Source organism: Roseovarius maritimus, from assembly GCF_043355895.2.
GTDB classification, from domain to species: Bacteria; Pseudomonadota; Alphaproteobacteria; order Rhodobacterales; family Rhodobacteraceae; genus Roseovarius; species Roseovarius maritimus.
Window position 1 is genome coordinate 41,620 of the sequence record NZ_JBHFPF020000010.1, and the last position, 13,554, is coordinate 55,173.

The window sequence follows — 13,554 nt, forward strand, 5'->3', positions numbered from 1 at the left end:
ACAGGAGATCTCAATCAATGCCCGCGCCAAAGCTCACAAAAGCCTCGGTTTCCAACGCTATCGCCGCAGCAACCGCGGCCGGCCTCACGCCAACGGCAATGGTCGTCCAGCCGGACGGTAGCCTGAGGCTGGAATTCCTCTCGGAACAATTGAACACTGCCGCGAACTCGGAGCCTTCGGAGCCGAGCGTGAAAGAACCGAAGAAGTGGGGAGGGGCACAGCGATGAAGTTCAAGTTCAAGGGGCTGAAAGAGGACTACACGGCAGCCGGGACTCTCCGGTGGCGTGTTCGGATGGAAGGTAATCCGAACAAGCTCATCCCGATCCCGATTGGGCCAGGAGAGCCTGGCTTCCATGAGCACTACTATGCGGCTAGAGCTGGACAGAGACTTGAGACTAAGAAGCCGGAGCGCCCCAAGAAGGGCACCCTTGACGCGCTGTGCGAGGCATTTATCGTGTGGATGGAGGAACAGGTAAGAGCAGAGAAGCTTTCGCCTCTCACGCTGAGCGGGCGCAAGACTGGGCTGAAGCAAGCCTGCGAGACGATCGATCCCGACGGCGACCGCATGGGATCTCTCGACGCAAATCTCCCGGAAGAAGCTTTCATCCACATCCAGGATGGCTTTGGCGGTCGGACTGCGGCCGCCGACACTTGCATCAAGGCGCTTCGAGCAGCCTACAAGTGGGGGTCGAAACGCGGATATCCCAAGAACACTGATGTCTTCTCGGTAGAGAAGGTCCACAAGGACGGCGGTGGCGCTGTCTCGTGGACTGCGGATGACGTCGAAAAGTTCCTCACGACCCATAAACCCGGAACCATGGCGCGGCTCTGGTTTTGTCTCGCTTATGACAGTCATGGTCGGATCGGCGACACCCACCGTCTCGGGAAGAAGAACGAGACCACGCACGAAAGCGAACGCTACCTCGACTGGCAGCCCTCGAAGAAGGGCTCAGCTTTTGTCTCGATCCCTTTAGGCGAAATGCTTGCGGCGGAACTGGTGTTGCATGACGAACGCGACACCTACCTGCTCACTGAGCACGGAAAACCGTTCGCCTCATCCGGCTCACTCGACAACCGGGTCCGCAAGTGGATCATCGAGGCCGGCCTTTGTGTCGATGCGAAGGACGCCGATGGCAACCCGATCTACGAGGGCAAGGGCACGCGGAAGGTCATCAAGAAGCAGGCCACCCGCTCGCAGCACGGGATTCGGAAGGGCGTTGCAGCCTTGATGGCCGAGAGCGGCGCATCGGAGTTCGAGATCATGGCGTCCTTCGGCTGGACCGAAGCGAAGACGGCGGCGATCTACACAAAGAAATACAAGCGCCGGGGCAGCGCCGCATCGGCGTCGAAGCGCATGGCGGCGACTGCGGCTTCTGGCAAAAGTGGACCACGGCCCGAAATTCGTGGTCCACATTCGGGCATAATGGTCAGTAAAATAAGGGATAAAAACGAAGGGTGGCAGCCCGTAGGGGAATCGAACCCCTCTTTCCAGGTTGAAAACCTGGCGTCCTAACCGATAGACGAACGGGCCACTCGCTGCGTGAGGCGGTTCCTAAGGCAAAAGGCCGGGGGTGCGCAAGGGGGTTTGTGCATCAAATCGTTATCCTGCAGCGAATTATTTCCGCGCGTCTCGGCGATCCGAACGGTCAGGCGCGGGCAGCATCCTCCAGGCGCAGTTGCGCCGATTGGCGGCCCTGCCAGACATTCAACTCCAGCCGTCCGGCCAGATGAAAGCGCGCGCCGCCATGTCCCTCCAGCGCGGCGCCCAGCGGGCCGTCGAAGGCGCCAAAGGCGATCGCGTCCAGTTGCGGGCCGATGCCATCGCCAAAGCGGATTTTCAGGTGCCGCTCGCCGACGCGCTTGGCAAAGGTGATCTGCATCTGGGCAAAGACATGGCGCGGCGCGGCGGATCCCGCTCCGAACGGGCCGGCGGCGTCCAGCTGAGAGATCAGATCGGGCGTTGCGGCGCCGGGCATGAGTACGCCGTCCAGCGCCAGATCGGCGGCGCCGCCCGTACCCGCGCCCTGTCGCGCCAGCAACTCCGACAGACGCGCCATGGCCGGCTCCAGTTGATCACGCATCACCGTCAGCCCGGCGGCCATCTTGTGACCTCCGCCCTTGACCAGCAGGCCCTCGCTTGCCAGTCGCTGGATCGCGGCCCCCAGATCGACACCCGCGACCGAGCGGCCCGAGCCCTTGCCGACATCGCCGTCAAAGCCGATCACGATCGACGGGCGGTTCGCGGCCTCCTTGAGGCGGCTGGCCACGATGCCGACGACGCCCGGATGCCAGCCCTCGCTTGCCGCCCAGACTAGTGGGGCATCCAGGCCGCGCGCTTCGGCCTGCGTCATCGCGGCGGCCTGCACGCCGGCCTCGATCTCGCGGCGCTCGGAGTTCAGCTGGTCCAGCCGCTCGGCCATGGCCTGCGCCTCGTGCGGCACGTTGCACGCCAAAAGACGCGCGCCGAGATCGGCGCGCCCGACGCGGCCCCCGGCATTGACGCGCGGCCCCATCAGAAAGCCCAGATGATAGGCGCTGGGCGCGCTGTCCATCCGTGCGACATCGGCCAGCGCGACAAGGCCGGGGCGTTCGCGCCGCGCCATAACGCGCAGCCCCTGCCGCACGAAGGCGCGGTTCACCCCGATCAGCGGCGCGACGTCGGCCACCGTGGCCAGCGCCACAAGGTCCAGCATCGCCATCAGGTCCGGACCCTTGCGCCCCGTCTCGCGCAACTGTCGCCCCGCCTCAACCAGCATCAAAAAGACTACGGCGGCGGCGCAAAGATGCGCCAGATCGCCGCTTTCGTCTTGTCGGTTAGGGTTCACCACCGCCAGCGCATCGGGCAGCGTTTCGCCGCCAAGGTGGTGATCGAGGATGACTACATCCGCGCCTTTTGCCGCAGCCACCGGCCCATGGCTGAGCGTGCCGCAATCGACGCAGACGATCAGGTCATGCGCGGCGGCCAGCTGCGCCATGGCCACGTCATTGGGCCCATAACCCTCGTCGATCCGGTCGGGGACATAGAGCGTCGCCTCGCGTCCCATCTGGCGCAGCCAGTCAATCAGCAGCGCGGCGCTGGTGCCGCCGTCGACGTCGTAGTCGGCAAAGATGGCGATGCGCTCACGCGCCTCCACGGCAGCCAGGAACCGGCGCGCCGCCGTTTCCATGTCCAAAAGGCTGCGCGGATCGGGCAGCAGGTCGCGTAGCGAAGGCGCCAGATAGGCCTCGGCCGCCTCAGGCGCCACCCCGCGCCGCGCCAGTGCCATGCAGACCGCGCGGGGCAGGCCGCTGCCCTGCGCGATGGCCTCGGCGGCGCGATTCTGCAGGGCTGTCGGGCCGATCCATCGCCGCCCGCTAAGCGATGCCTCGACATCCAGAAAGGCGGTCATCCAAAGGCCCCTTTCATTGTTCCCAAAATACTCAAGCCCGGTCGGCAAGACGCGCAGGCGCCAACCCGATGAGCGCGGCTCACTTCACCGGGTTGCGATAGATCATCCGCCTGACCGAGCCTGTTTTCGAGCGCATCAGCACGGTTTCCGTCTCGACATAGCCGGGGCGACGCTTGACGCCGCGCACCAGCGAGCCGTCGGTGACGCCCGTGGCGGCAAAGATTACGTCGGCGGTCACCATGTCGTCGCGCGCATAGACGCGGTCGAGGTCAGTGATTCCGGCCTTGGCCGCGCGGCCCCGCTCGTCATCGTTGCGAAAGAGGAGCCGGCCCCAGATCTGGCCGCCCATGCATTTGAGGGCCGAGGCCGCCAAAACGCCCTCGGGCGCGCCGCCCGAGCCCATATACATGTCAACGCCCGTCGCCTCGGCGTCTGCGCAATGAATGACGCCGGCGACATCGCCATCGGTGATGAGGAAGACGGCGGCGCCAGTGCCGCGCACCTCGTCGATCATCTCCTGATGGCGCGGGCGCTCGAGGATGCAGACGGTGATCTCCGACGCCTTGCAGCCGCGCGCTTTCGCCAGTGCCTCGACGCGCTCGCGCGGGGACATGTCCAGCGAGACGACATCCTTGGCATAGCCCGGCCCGATCGCCAGCTTGTCCATGTAGACATCCGGCGCGTGCAGCAGGCTTCCGCGCGGCGCCATGGAAATCACGGTCAGCGCGTTCGGCATCGCCTTGGCGGTCAGCGTCGTGCCTTCGAGCGGGTCGAGAGCGATGTCCACGCCGGGGCCGTCCCCACTACCCACTTCCTCGCCGATGAAGAGCATGGGCGCTTCATCGCGCTCACCTTCGCCGATGACCACGACGCCTTTGATGGCCAGCTTGTTCAGTTGCTCGCGCATCGCGTTGACGGCCATCTGGTCGGCAGCCTTTTCATCGCCGCGCCCGATCATGTCGGCGCAGGCCAGCGCGGCTGCCTCGGAAACGCGCGCCAGCCCGAGCGACAGCATGCGGTCGTTGAAGTCGGCGGTGTCGGTCATGGCAAGGTCCTTTACGGTATAAACGGCCCGGCGTGCGGGCGAGGCAGCAGTTCAGATGTTCTCAATGCGAAGCGCGATGGGGTCTCCGGTGACGACGCCGAGACCGGGCATGGCGTCGAGCGCGCGCGTCAGTTCTGCCCGGCCCGCCTTGTGCGTGACGATCAGAACAGGCGCATCGGAACCAGCGTGGTCATACTGGCGCATACGGTCAATGGAAATCCCGGCATCGCCCAGCGCGGTCGCCACCTTGGCCAGCGCCCCGGGTTTGTCGACCAGCGACATGCGAAGGTAATAGGGCGCAGGCGTGCCTGCGGCGGCGGGCTGCGCGCGCTCCAGCGTGGCGGCGGGCTGACCGAAGGTGGGCAGGCGGACGCCGCGGACGATATCCATCACATCGCTCATCACGGCGCTTGCGGTGGGGCCCATGCCCGCGCCGGGACCGCGCAGCACGACCTGCTCGACATTGTCGCCTTCCAGCACGACCATGTTCGTGCCGCCCTCCAGCGTTCCGAGGGGACTGCCCGAGGGCACGAGGCAGGGTGTCATGCGCTGCTCTAGGCCGCGTCCTGTCATTTGGGCAACGCCCAGCAGCTTGATCCGGAAGCCCATATCGGCGGCGTGGTGGATATCCTCGATCGTGACCGCGCCGATCCCCTCCATCTCGACCGCGCCGAAATCGACTTGGCAACCGAAGGCGATGGAGGCCAGCAGCGCCAGCTTGTGCGCGGCGTCGATACCGCCCACGTCCAGCTGCGGATCGGCCTCGAGATAGCCCAGATCGGACGCCTCCTGAAACACATCGGCATAAGCGAGGCCCGCCGATTGCATCCGCGTCAGGATGTAGTTGCAGGTGCCGTTCATCACGCCCATGACGCGGGTCATGTCATTGCCTGCCAGCCCCTCGGTCAGCGCCTTGACCACCGGGATGCCGCCCGCGACGGCAGCCTCGAAGCGGATGACGCGCCCCGCCTCCTCGGCTGCCAGTGCCAGCGCATGGCCGTGATGTGCCAAGAGGGCTTTGTTGGCGGTGACCACATCCTTGCCCGCGGCAATGGCGGCCTCGACCGCGTCCTTCGCAGGGCCGTTCTCGCCGCCGACCAGCTCGACGAAGACGTCGATATCATCGCGCTGGGCGAGGGCAACGGGATCATCCTCCCACGCGTAATCCGACAGGCTCACGCCGCGCTCCTTACTTCTGGAGCGGGCCGAGACGGCGCTGATCGTGACGGGGCGGCCTGCGCGCGCCTCCAGCAGCTTGGCCTTCTGACGGATGATGCGCACCACGCCGGTGCCGACAGTGCCCAATCCGGCGATACCGAGGCGCAGGGGGTCTGTCATGGCAATGTCTCCGGGATTTGTGCTGTCTGCAGTCTGATGGCTCTGCCGCGCGATCTACAGGCAAAGTGGCACGCGTGCAACGCGGGTTTTGCCTCGGACAAGGCGAGGCAGTTCCCTGCGCTACTCCTGCACGCCGGCGCGCATCCGGCTGCGCGTGGCAGGATCAACGACATCGCCGCGCAGCCGGCCGGCTCGGGCTTTCAACCCGGCGACGCGGGCCTCGATCGTCGGGGCGGTATCGGGGGCGATGCGGCTGGAAGCAAGCCGCGTGTCGAGCCCGTCCAGCGGTACAAGCTTCGGGTAGGGCTGTGCCAGCGCGGCGGATGAGGCGTCTGTGCCGACATCCGGAAAGGGCGTGCAGCTGGGGAGGGTGGCCGGCCCCAGCGCAGCCATCAGGGCAAGGGTGGATCGGATCAGGGTCATGGGCGGTTCCATCGGGTCGCGCCCTTCATGCCATCCTTTGCCTTGGCGGGGCAAGCGCCGCGAAACCGGGTCGGCCGCACGGCTGCTACGTGGCTACCAAGCGGCAGCGCTCGAACCTCTGGTTGGGCTTAGCTATTCGACCAGTTGATCTGCGGCGCAAAGCGCGGGATCGCCATCACATTGGTCGAGACATTGATATCGTCACCAACCCAAATATCGAAGAGGGGGGGGTACGAGGATAGGCTGTCGACGATGATCAACTCTTCACCGTTGCGCATGACGGGCAGCCTGTCATGCGCGGTCCTGACATCATCTGTCTTCAAAGCTTCGAGCAGGGGCGTGCCACGTACGTGGCTCCATTTGACCGAGTATTCGTCATCATTCGAGTCGTACTTTATGACCGAAACACGCATTGCGTTCTGACCATTGTCGCTTGCGATAGTGTCGAACACTGTCTTGGCGTTGTCCAGATAGGTAGGTGTGATCGCCAGCATCTCGCGCGATACCATGTCGGCGACAGTGTAGCTCGCCTTGTCGCGTGCGCTTTGGTAGCGGTGCACCTCGAAGAATTCGTAAGTGGCCCCGACGGCCCAGATGAGGAGCGGCAACGTGATGACCGCCTCGACCATGACAGACCCGCGTTCTTCGCGACGAAAGCCGGAGAGCCGGGATTTCAAAGATCTGAGTGCCATTTTACAGGGGCTCCATCACAAAGGCGGACATTGAAACGATGGCCAGTTGGCCGCTATCGTCCGCAGTAAGCGAGCGGGCAAGTTGCCCGGTCGGGAACAGGGGATCGTACTTTACGCAAGCGCGCAAAAACATCAGATCGTTCTGCTGGCCCGGACTGAAATCGAGCACCTGGTTACCCGTCTCCTTCTTGTCGGTACACTGCACATCATCGCCCAGCGTGGTCAGGTTACGCATGTTGCTGCGGATCATCTGAAGGCGGACGCTGTTCATGCAGTCCGAGATAATCAGAGCTTCGTCGCAGATCCGCTTCTTGATCTTGTCGTGATAGTCGGCCTTGGCCTTGTCTTTCTCTTCCTGTGTGTCCTGGGTCTGAGTGAACTCGCCCGTGCCCAGCCGGATATCACGCACGGCGATGTCTAGGCCGCGCTCAAGCATCGTCTGGCGTAGCGTGATCATGCTGAGCTCGAGGGACATGACCATGAGGGCCAGATAGACCGGCACGATGATCATGAACTCGGTCGTGGCGTTCCCGTCCTCGCGGCGCAGCAGGCGCGTCCAGCACCGCCGCAGGTGATGTATGGCGCGCGTCATTGTGTCAGCCTCAGGTTGACCACGTTCGACGCGATCGAGCTGAATGCCGCCGTGATACTGATGCCCTTGGCCGGATAGTAATGGGCAAAGGTCGTCGCGCAATTCTTCAGCTCGGTCTCGGCCGTGCCGTCCTTGTCCACTTCGAAGCCGATGGTGTAGATGACGACTCTGTCGTCTTTCTTCATGGCGCTGCAGATATCCTGCATCTGGTCGTCTTTTTCCCAGCCTTGCACGCGGTTGCCGGAATCTTCGAACTCGTCCTCGGCGTCACCGTAATAAATCTTCTTGTCGAGGAAGTCAGGGCTCATCCGGCCCCAGGCCATTTCCCAGCTGTAGTTTTCATACCCGGTAGCGTTGGCCGCGCTCTTGAGGGCGTCGAATTCCCACGACTGCATGTAGTCGTTATTGCTGAGGTTTTTGTATTTCCCGTTATTCGGGTTGTAGAGGAAATAGGACGAATAGGTGTTGGACTGATAAACGCATTCCCAGTACCATTTGTCACAATTGCTTTCTTTGTAGGTACGATAGCTGGAGTTATAAACGTAGTAGCCATAGCTGAACGACTGCTCCTGCCATTCAAGATAGTGCAGGAACGAATTGGCACCACGGAAACTGCTGTTTTCGGGGAATTGATTGGAATAGGTGTTATGGCCGTCGCCCATCATCACGATGACTTTCAGCGTCTCGGCCTCATTGTACTTGGCAGGAACATTGCCGATCAGGTCACTGACCAACGGGTTGTCGTCCGAATCCTTGATCGCGCTCAGGCCCGTCTTGACGCTCGCGAATTTGGGGTCCAGCAGGGCCGCGCCCCACTTCATGCCCAGATTGCCAGATGTGTTTCCGCGGGCTTGCAGTGACATGATCTTGGCGTGCAGCTTGGTTTCGCTGATCGAGTAGGGCAGGATTTCGGCGTTCGGCTCGTTATAACAGGTGCGGTATTCCGAGTTCAGCGAATCAAGGCCATTATCGTATTCCGATGTATAGATCAGTTGCAGTTGCTCGACATCGGGGTCGATCGCAGCAGATTTGAAATCGTTATCCTTGAACTGCAGGCAGGTCGAATAGTTCTGACGCTTGTCGACATTCAGTTGGTTGAGGATGTTTTCCCCCGCCGAGACGTCCCAGCTGAACGGCACGATCGAGATCACGGCATCACCCGGAGCGGCACTGTTCAGGATCGTCGTGACAAAGCTCTTTGCGGCCGTCTTGAGGTTGGTCAGCTTGCTGTTGTCATCCATCGAGCCGGACACGTCCAGAACCATCGCGACTTCCAGCTTGGGCACGCGGCGCTCGGCGCTCGAGGCGGCGCCGGCCTTGAGGGATTTGACGCCGGCCAGCTTCATCAGATACGTGTCCATGCTCATCTTGGCGCTGGCCTTGACCTTGCTGGTGTTCAGCGTCTGCGTAATGTCGTCATCATCACCCTCGCCGTCATCGTCGATATCATCGAGGTAGGAGGACATATCCGCCTTGGCGAAGTAATCCTGCACGATGCCCTTCGGCGATGTGCCGAATGGGGCGCCGGCGGCGGCCAGGACGGCGGTGTCCAGCGTGTTCTGAAGACGTGCGCGTTCCATCTCGTGGCGCATCAGGTCGACTGCCACGCCACCCGCGATTAGCATCATGACGAGAACGAACAGCGTGAAGGCGACAACGGCGCCATCCTCATCCTTGCCGAAGCGGCGCATTTGCTGGCGGGATATGATGGACGCCGGTGTCCGGATCTTTCTGATCTTGGAAGTTGTACGTGTCACAGTGTTACCTCGCGATACCGTTTACCGTCGTTGCCGACTCGGAATTCATCAGAGAAGGTATGCCGCAGCACTGTGGCTGAATTGCGGCCAAAACTCGTGAAAATCAGATGTAAATCAGGTTTCTGGGCGACAATGGGGCGGAAGCTGACCGAGTGTTTCCATCTTGTCGCCAACACGCGGTCGCGTGCTGCTGCGGCGGCGATCGCATGTCTGCTGCGGTCGGCTTGGCTGGACAAAAAAACTTCATGCATTAACGATGCGTTTGCGAATTGCAATTTAGACAGGATGGGCGGGGTACGAAGGTGCCTTCGGCGCATCCAAGGAGGACAGCGATGACAGCCGCGAAAGAACCGAGTTTCCGTGAGTCAGTGGATCTGATGTTCAACCGTGCGGTTGCACTGATGGATCTCCCGCCGGGCCTCGAGGAAAAGATCCGGGTGTGCAACGCGACCTACACGGTGCGCTTCGGCGTGCGCCTGCGCGGCCAGATCCACACGTTTACCGGATATCGCAGTGTCCATTCCGAGCATATGGAACCGGTCAAGGGCGGCATCCGCTTTGCCATGGGCGTGAACCAGGACGAGGTCGAGGCGCTGGCGGCGCTGATGACCTACAAATGCGCCTTGGTCGAGGCACCGTTCGGCGGCTCCAAGGGCGGTCTGCGGATTGACCCGCGCGAGTGGGACGAACATGAGTTGGAGCGCATCACCCGCCGGTTTGCCTACGAACTGATCAAGCGCGATCTGATCCATCCCAGCCAGAACGTGCCCGCGCCCGACATGGGCACGGGAGAGCGCGAGATGGCCTGGATCGCCGACCAGTATCACCGCATGCATACTACGGATATCAACGCACGCGCCTGCGTCACCGGCAAACCGATCAATGCCGGCGGCATTCAGGGCCGCACTGAGGCGACCGGGCGCGGCGTGCAATACGCGCTGCAGGAATTCTTCCGCCACCCCGAAGACATCAAGGCGGCAGGCCTCTCGGGCAAGCTGGACGGCAAGCGCATCGTCGTGCAGGGTCTCGGCAATGTGGGCTATCACGCCGCCAAGTTCCTGTCCGAGGAAGACGGCGCCCTCATTACGGCGATTGTCGAGCGAGACGGCGCACTGATCAATGACAAGGGCCTCAACGTTCAGGACGTGCATAACTGGATGGGCAAGCATGGCGGCGTCAAAGGATTCCCCGATGCCGAGCATGTGGCCGAGGGCACGAAAGTGCTGGAGAAAGAGTGCGACATCCTGATTCCCGCGGCGATGGAGGGCGTCATCAACATCTCGAATGCGGCCAACATCACTGCGCCGCTGATCATCGAGGCGGCGAACGGACCCGTCACCGCGGGCGCGGACCAGATCCTGCGCGAAAAGGGCTGCATCATCATCCCGGATATGTTCGCCAACGCGGGCGGTGTGACAGTGTCCTATTTCGAATGGGTCAAGAACCTCAGCCACATCCGCTTTGGCCGGATGGGCCGCCGTCAGGAGGAATCGCGTCACCAGTTGGTCGTGGATGAGCTTGAGCGCCTGAGCAATGACAAGCAGCTGGGCTGGACACTGAGCCCGGATTTCAAGCAGCGCTACCTGCGCGGTGCGGGCGAGCTTGAACTGGTTCGCTCGGGTCTGGATGACACGATGCGCGCGGCGTATCAATCGATGCGCGATGTCTGGCATGACCGGAAGGACGTGACGGATTTGCGCACGGCGGCCTATCTGGTCTCGATCAACAAGGTAGCGGCCAGCTATCGCGCGCTCGGACTCTAGGGGCCAAGTCAGCGCGGCCCACGGGCGGTGGTTGTGCACATCGCGCGCAACCACCGCTGGCCGCGCTGCGTTGCCATATGAGTCAGCTCCGCAAAGCCGGGCATTTCTACATTTCGAAAGGTTCCGTTCCATGTCCCGCAAGTTCATCGTCGCGCTCCCCCTGCTTCTCTGTGCGCCTGCAATGGCAGAAGAAGGCAATGCTGCGGGCTGCGCGGCCACGGCAGCCATCGTCGCGGACGCGGTAAGTATGCGGGCGGATGGCACCTCACAGGAGGCGGCAGCCAAGGGGTTGCAATCAGGCAATGTCGCGGAAAAGTACAAGGACGCGGTCGCCCCCCTTGTCGGCTGGGTCTACACGCTACCGCAGGATCAACTGACGGACGAGGCGGCCAGCGCCTATCACGACGCCTGTCTCGCACAACTGGGCTGATCGTTCTCGGGTGCCAAGGCCGGCCTGATCTGCGGCCTGACGCGCGCAACACCTTGGCTCGGCCGGCGACTCGGTCCATATTGCAACGATGTCCTTACCTCCCGGCTTTCTTGAAGAGTTGCGCACGCGCACGTCCCTGACGCAGGTCGTCGGGCGCAAGGTCATGTGGGACAACCGCAAATCCAATCCGGGCAAGGGCGACATGTGGGCGCCTTGCCCTTTCCATCAGGAAAAATCGGCCAGTTTTCATGTCGATGACCGCAAGGGGTTTTACTACTGCTTTGGCTGCCACGCCAAAGGGGACGCGATCAGCTTTGTGCGCGATACCGAGAATGTCGAGTTCATGGAGGCGATCCGCATCCTCGCCTCGGAGGCCGGGATGCAGATCCCCGAGCGCGATCCTCAGGCACAGGCCAAGGCCGACCGTCGCACGCAACTGGCCGAGGTCATGGACGGCGCGCAGCAGCATTTTCGCCTCATGCTCAAGACCGCCGCTGGCGCGGAGGCGCGCGCCTATCTTGAACGCCGCGGGTTGGACGAGGCGACGCAGGAGAGGTTCGGCATCGGCTTTGCGCCACAGGCGTGGCAGGGGCTTTGGGATCACCTGACCGGCAAGGGCATCGAGGCCGATTTGATCATGGGATGCGGTCTGGCGCGTCCGTCGCAAAAGGGCAACACGCCTTATGATGTCTTTCGCGGGCGCATCATGTTTCCGATCCACGATGCGCGCGGGCGCGTCATCGCCTTTGGTGGCCGGGCCATGGACCCGAATGACAATGCCAAATACCTGAACTCGCCCGAGACGGAACTCTTCGATAAATCCCGCACGCTCTATAATTACGGCCCCGCACGCGAAGCCGCGGGCAAGGGGCGGCCGCTGATCGTGGCCGAGGGCTATATGGACGTCATAGCGCTGTCGCAGGCCGGCTTTGACGCCGCCGTCGCGCCGCTTGGCACCGCCGTCACCGAGGCGCAATTAGCACTGATGTGGCGCGCGGCGGATGAGCCGATCATGGCGCTTGACGGTGACCGCGCCGGCTTGGCGGCCGCGCGCCGCGTGATCGACCTGGCGCTGCCGCTGCTGGAGGCAGGGAAGAGTCTGCGCTTTGCATTGATGCCGGAAGGGCAGGACCCCGACGATATCCTGCGGTCTCAAGGCGCCGGCGCGGTTCAGGCGCTGCTGGAGGGGGCCCAGCCCATGGTGCGCCTCTTGTGGCAGCGCGAAACGGAGGGCCGCGATTTTGACAGCCCCGAGCGGCGCGCGGCGCTGGACAAATCCTTGCGCGCCGCAACAGACCTCATCAGGGATGCTTCGATACGGAGCCATTATGAGCGTGCGATCAAGGATCTCACATGGGAGCTGTTCTCGCCGCGCAGAGGATCTGGTGTCAGTGGTCAGGCCGCGCGGGGCGGGCAAGGCAAGGGTCGCTGGGCCAAACCCGACCTTTCGGCGCGCGCCACGACAAAATCCTCGCCTCTGGCGCGGTCGGATCCGCGTCAGCATGATCATATGCGCGAGGCGGTTATCTTGGCCTCCTTCGTGGCGACGCCGGCCATCGTCGAGGAATTCGAGGCTGCGCTCGAGCGGTTGGACTGTTTCGATCCGCAGCACGCGCAGCTTCGCGATCTGATCCTTACCCATGGTGGCGAGGGGGCCGAGGCACTGGCATGCGCAATCGCCGCGGCGCTGGGGCAGGACACCCTTGAAAAACTTCTGGCACTGCCCCATGTCGCATTGGCACCGCCCGTCAGACATCCGGGAAACATATCCCTTGCCCAGATGACCGTGGCCGAGGAATTGGCCAAGATCGCGGCGACACGCGGCCTGCAGGCCGAGATCGTCGATGCCGCCGAAGATATGATGGGAGTGGCCGACGAGGCCGTGACATGGCGGCTGGGGCAGGCGGTAGAGGCGCGCAATCGCGCGGTTCGTAGTGAACATGAGGATCGCGCCGAATACGATCTGGCCGATAATGGAGCGCGCATAAATCGGGGTGAACGCGAGCAATTCGACGCGCTACTGGACAAGATTACTTTCTCGAAACCGCGCCGGTGAATGGATTTTGGTGAGGTTAGAGTAAGAAAAAAAAGTTAAACAGGTTGCGAATCACTTCTGCGCTGGGAT

General features: G+C 62.7%; 12 protein-coding genes, 1 tRNA gene and 1 pseudogene. 4 read left to right on the forward strand and 10 right to left on the reverse strand.

From position 1 onward, the window contains the following. Positions 1–10 precede the first annotated feature (10 nt). Positions 11–907, reverse strand: a complete 897-nt coding sequence (locus tag ACEWPM_RS15810) for a hypothetical protein (protein WP_393963118.1) — start codon at positions 905–907, stop codon at positions 11–13. Here ACEWPM_RS15810 and ACEWPM_RS15815 point away from each other — a divergent pair. After that, a pseudogene (locus ACEWPM_RS15815) lies at positions 818–1,261 on the forward strand (hypothetical protein); the annotation flags it as partial. The gene ACEWPM_RS15810 and the pseudogene ACEWPM_RS15815 sit on opposite strands and share 90 nt — an antisense overlap. Before the next feature lie 195 nt (positions 1,262–1,456). On the opposite strand, the gene ACEWPM_RS15820 reads toward ACEWPM_RS15815, so the two are convergent. From ACEWPM_RS15820 to ACEWPM_RS15860, 9 genes are all read right to left on the reverse strand, one after another. Further along, positions 1,457–1,531: transfer RNA gene (locus tag ACEWPM_RS15820), tRNA-Glu, on the reverse strand. 115 nt (positions 1,532–1,646) lie between these two features. Beyond that, positions 1,647–3,389, reverse strand: coding sequence for a single-stranded-DNA-specific exonuclease RecJ (gene recJ / locus ACEWPM_RS15825; RefSeq protein ID WP_393963119.1), 1,743 nt, complete (start codon positions 3,387–3,389; stop codon positions 1,647–1,649). A gap of 79 nt (positions 3,390–3,468) precedes the next feature. Beyond that, positions 3,469–4,434, reverse strand: a complete 966-nt coding sequence (gene glpX, locus ACEWPM_RS15830; protein ID WP_393963120.1) for a class II fructose-bisphosphatase — start codon at positions 4,432–4,434, stop codon at positions 3,469–3,471. 51 nt (positions 4,435–4,485) lie between these two features. Beyond that, on the reverse strand, positions 4,486–5,772 hold the full coding sequence (locus tag ACEWPM_RS15835; RefSeq protein ID WP_393963121.1) for a homoserine dehydrogenase: 1,287 nt from the start codon (positions 5,770–5,772) through the stop codon (positions 4,486–4,488). A 120-nt stretch (positions 5,773–5,892) separates the two neighbouring features. Beyond that, on the reverse strand, positions 5,893–6,195 hold the full coding sequence (locus ACEWPM_RS15840; RefSeq protein ID WP_393963122.1) for a hypothetical protein: 303 nt from the start codon (positions 6,193–6,195) through the stop codon (positions 5,893–5,895). Positions 6,196–6,323: 128 nt separating this feature from the next. Continuing rightward, positions 6,324–6,887, reverse strand: coding sequence for a TadE/TadG family type IV pilus assembly protein (locus tag ACEWPM_RS15845; protein WP_393963123.1), 564 nt, complete (start codon positions 6,885–6,887; stop codon positions 6,324–6,326). Position 6,888: 1 nt separating this feature from the next. Then, positions 6,889–7,479: a TadE/TadG family type IV pilus assembly protein gene (locus tag ACEWPM_RS15850; protein ID WP_393963124.1), complete on the reverse strand. Its 591-nt coding sequence runs from the start codon at positions 7,477–7,479 to the stop codon at positions 6,889–6,891. After that, on the reverse strand, positions 7,476–9,236 hold the full coding sequence (locus ACEWPM_RS15855; RefSeq protein ID WP_393963125.1) for a TadE/TadG family type IV pilus assembly protein: 1,761 nt from the start codon (positions 9,234–9,236) through the stop codon (positions 7,476–7,478). The genes ACEWPM_RS15850 and ACEWPM_RS15855 overlap by 4 nt, the downstream gene beginning before the upstream one ends. After that, positions 9,233–9,487 (reverse strand): hypothetical protein, encoded by a 255-nt coding sequence (locus ACEWPM_RS15860; protein ID WP_393963126.1) that lies wholly within the window; start codon positions 9,485–9,487, stop codon positions 9,233–9,235. Before ACEWPM_RS15860 ends, ACEWPM_RS15855 begins: the two co-directional genes overlap by 4 nt. Before the next feature lie 81 nt (positions 9,488–9,568). Here ACEWPM_RS15860 and ACEWPM_RS15865 point away from each other — a divergent pair, with 81 nt between their 5' ends. The 3 genes from ACEWPM_RS15865 (at position 9,569) to dnaG (ending at position 13,485) form a co-directional block, all read left to right on the forward strand. Beyond that, positions 9,569–10,999, forward strand: coding sequence for a Glu/Leu/Phe/Val family dehydrogenase (locus tag ACEWPM_RS15865; protein ID WP_393963127.1), 1,431 nt, complete (start codon positions 9,569–9,571; stop codon positions 10,997–10,999). A 130-nt stretch (positions 11,000–11,129) separates the two neighbouring features. Continuing rightward, positions 11,130–11,429, forward strand: coding sequence for a hypothetical protein (locus ACEWPM_RS15870; RefSeq protein WP_393963128.1), 300 nt, complete (start codon positions 11,130–11,132; stop codon positions 11,427–11,429). Positions 11,430–11,517: 88 nt separating this feature from the next. Next, on the forward strand, positions 11,518–13,485 hold the full coding sequence (gene dnaG, locus ACEWPM_RS15875; RefSeq protein ID WP_393963129.1) for a DNA primase: 1,968 nt from the start codon (positions 11,518–11,520) through the stop codon (positions 13,483–13,485). Positions 13,486–13,554 lie beyond the last annotated feature (69 nt).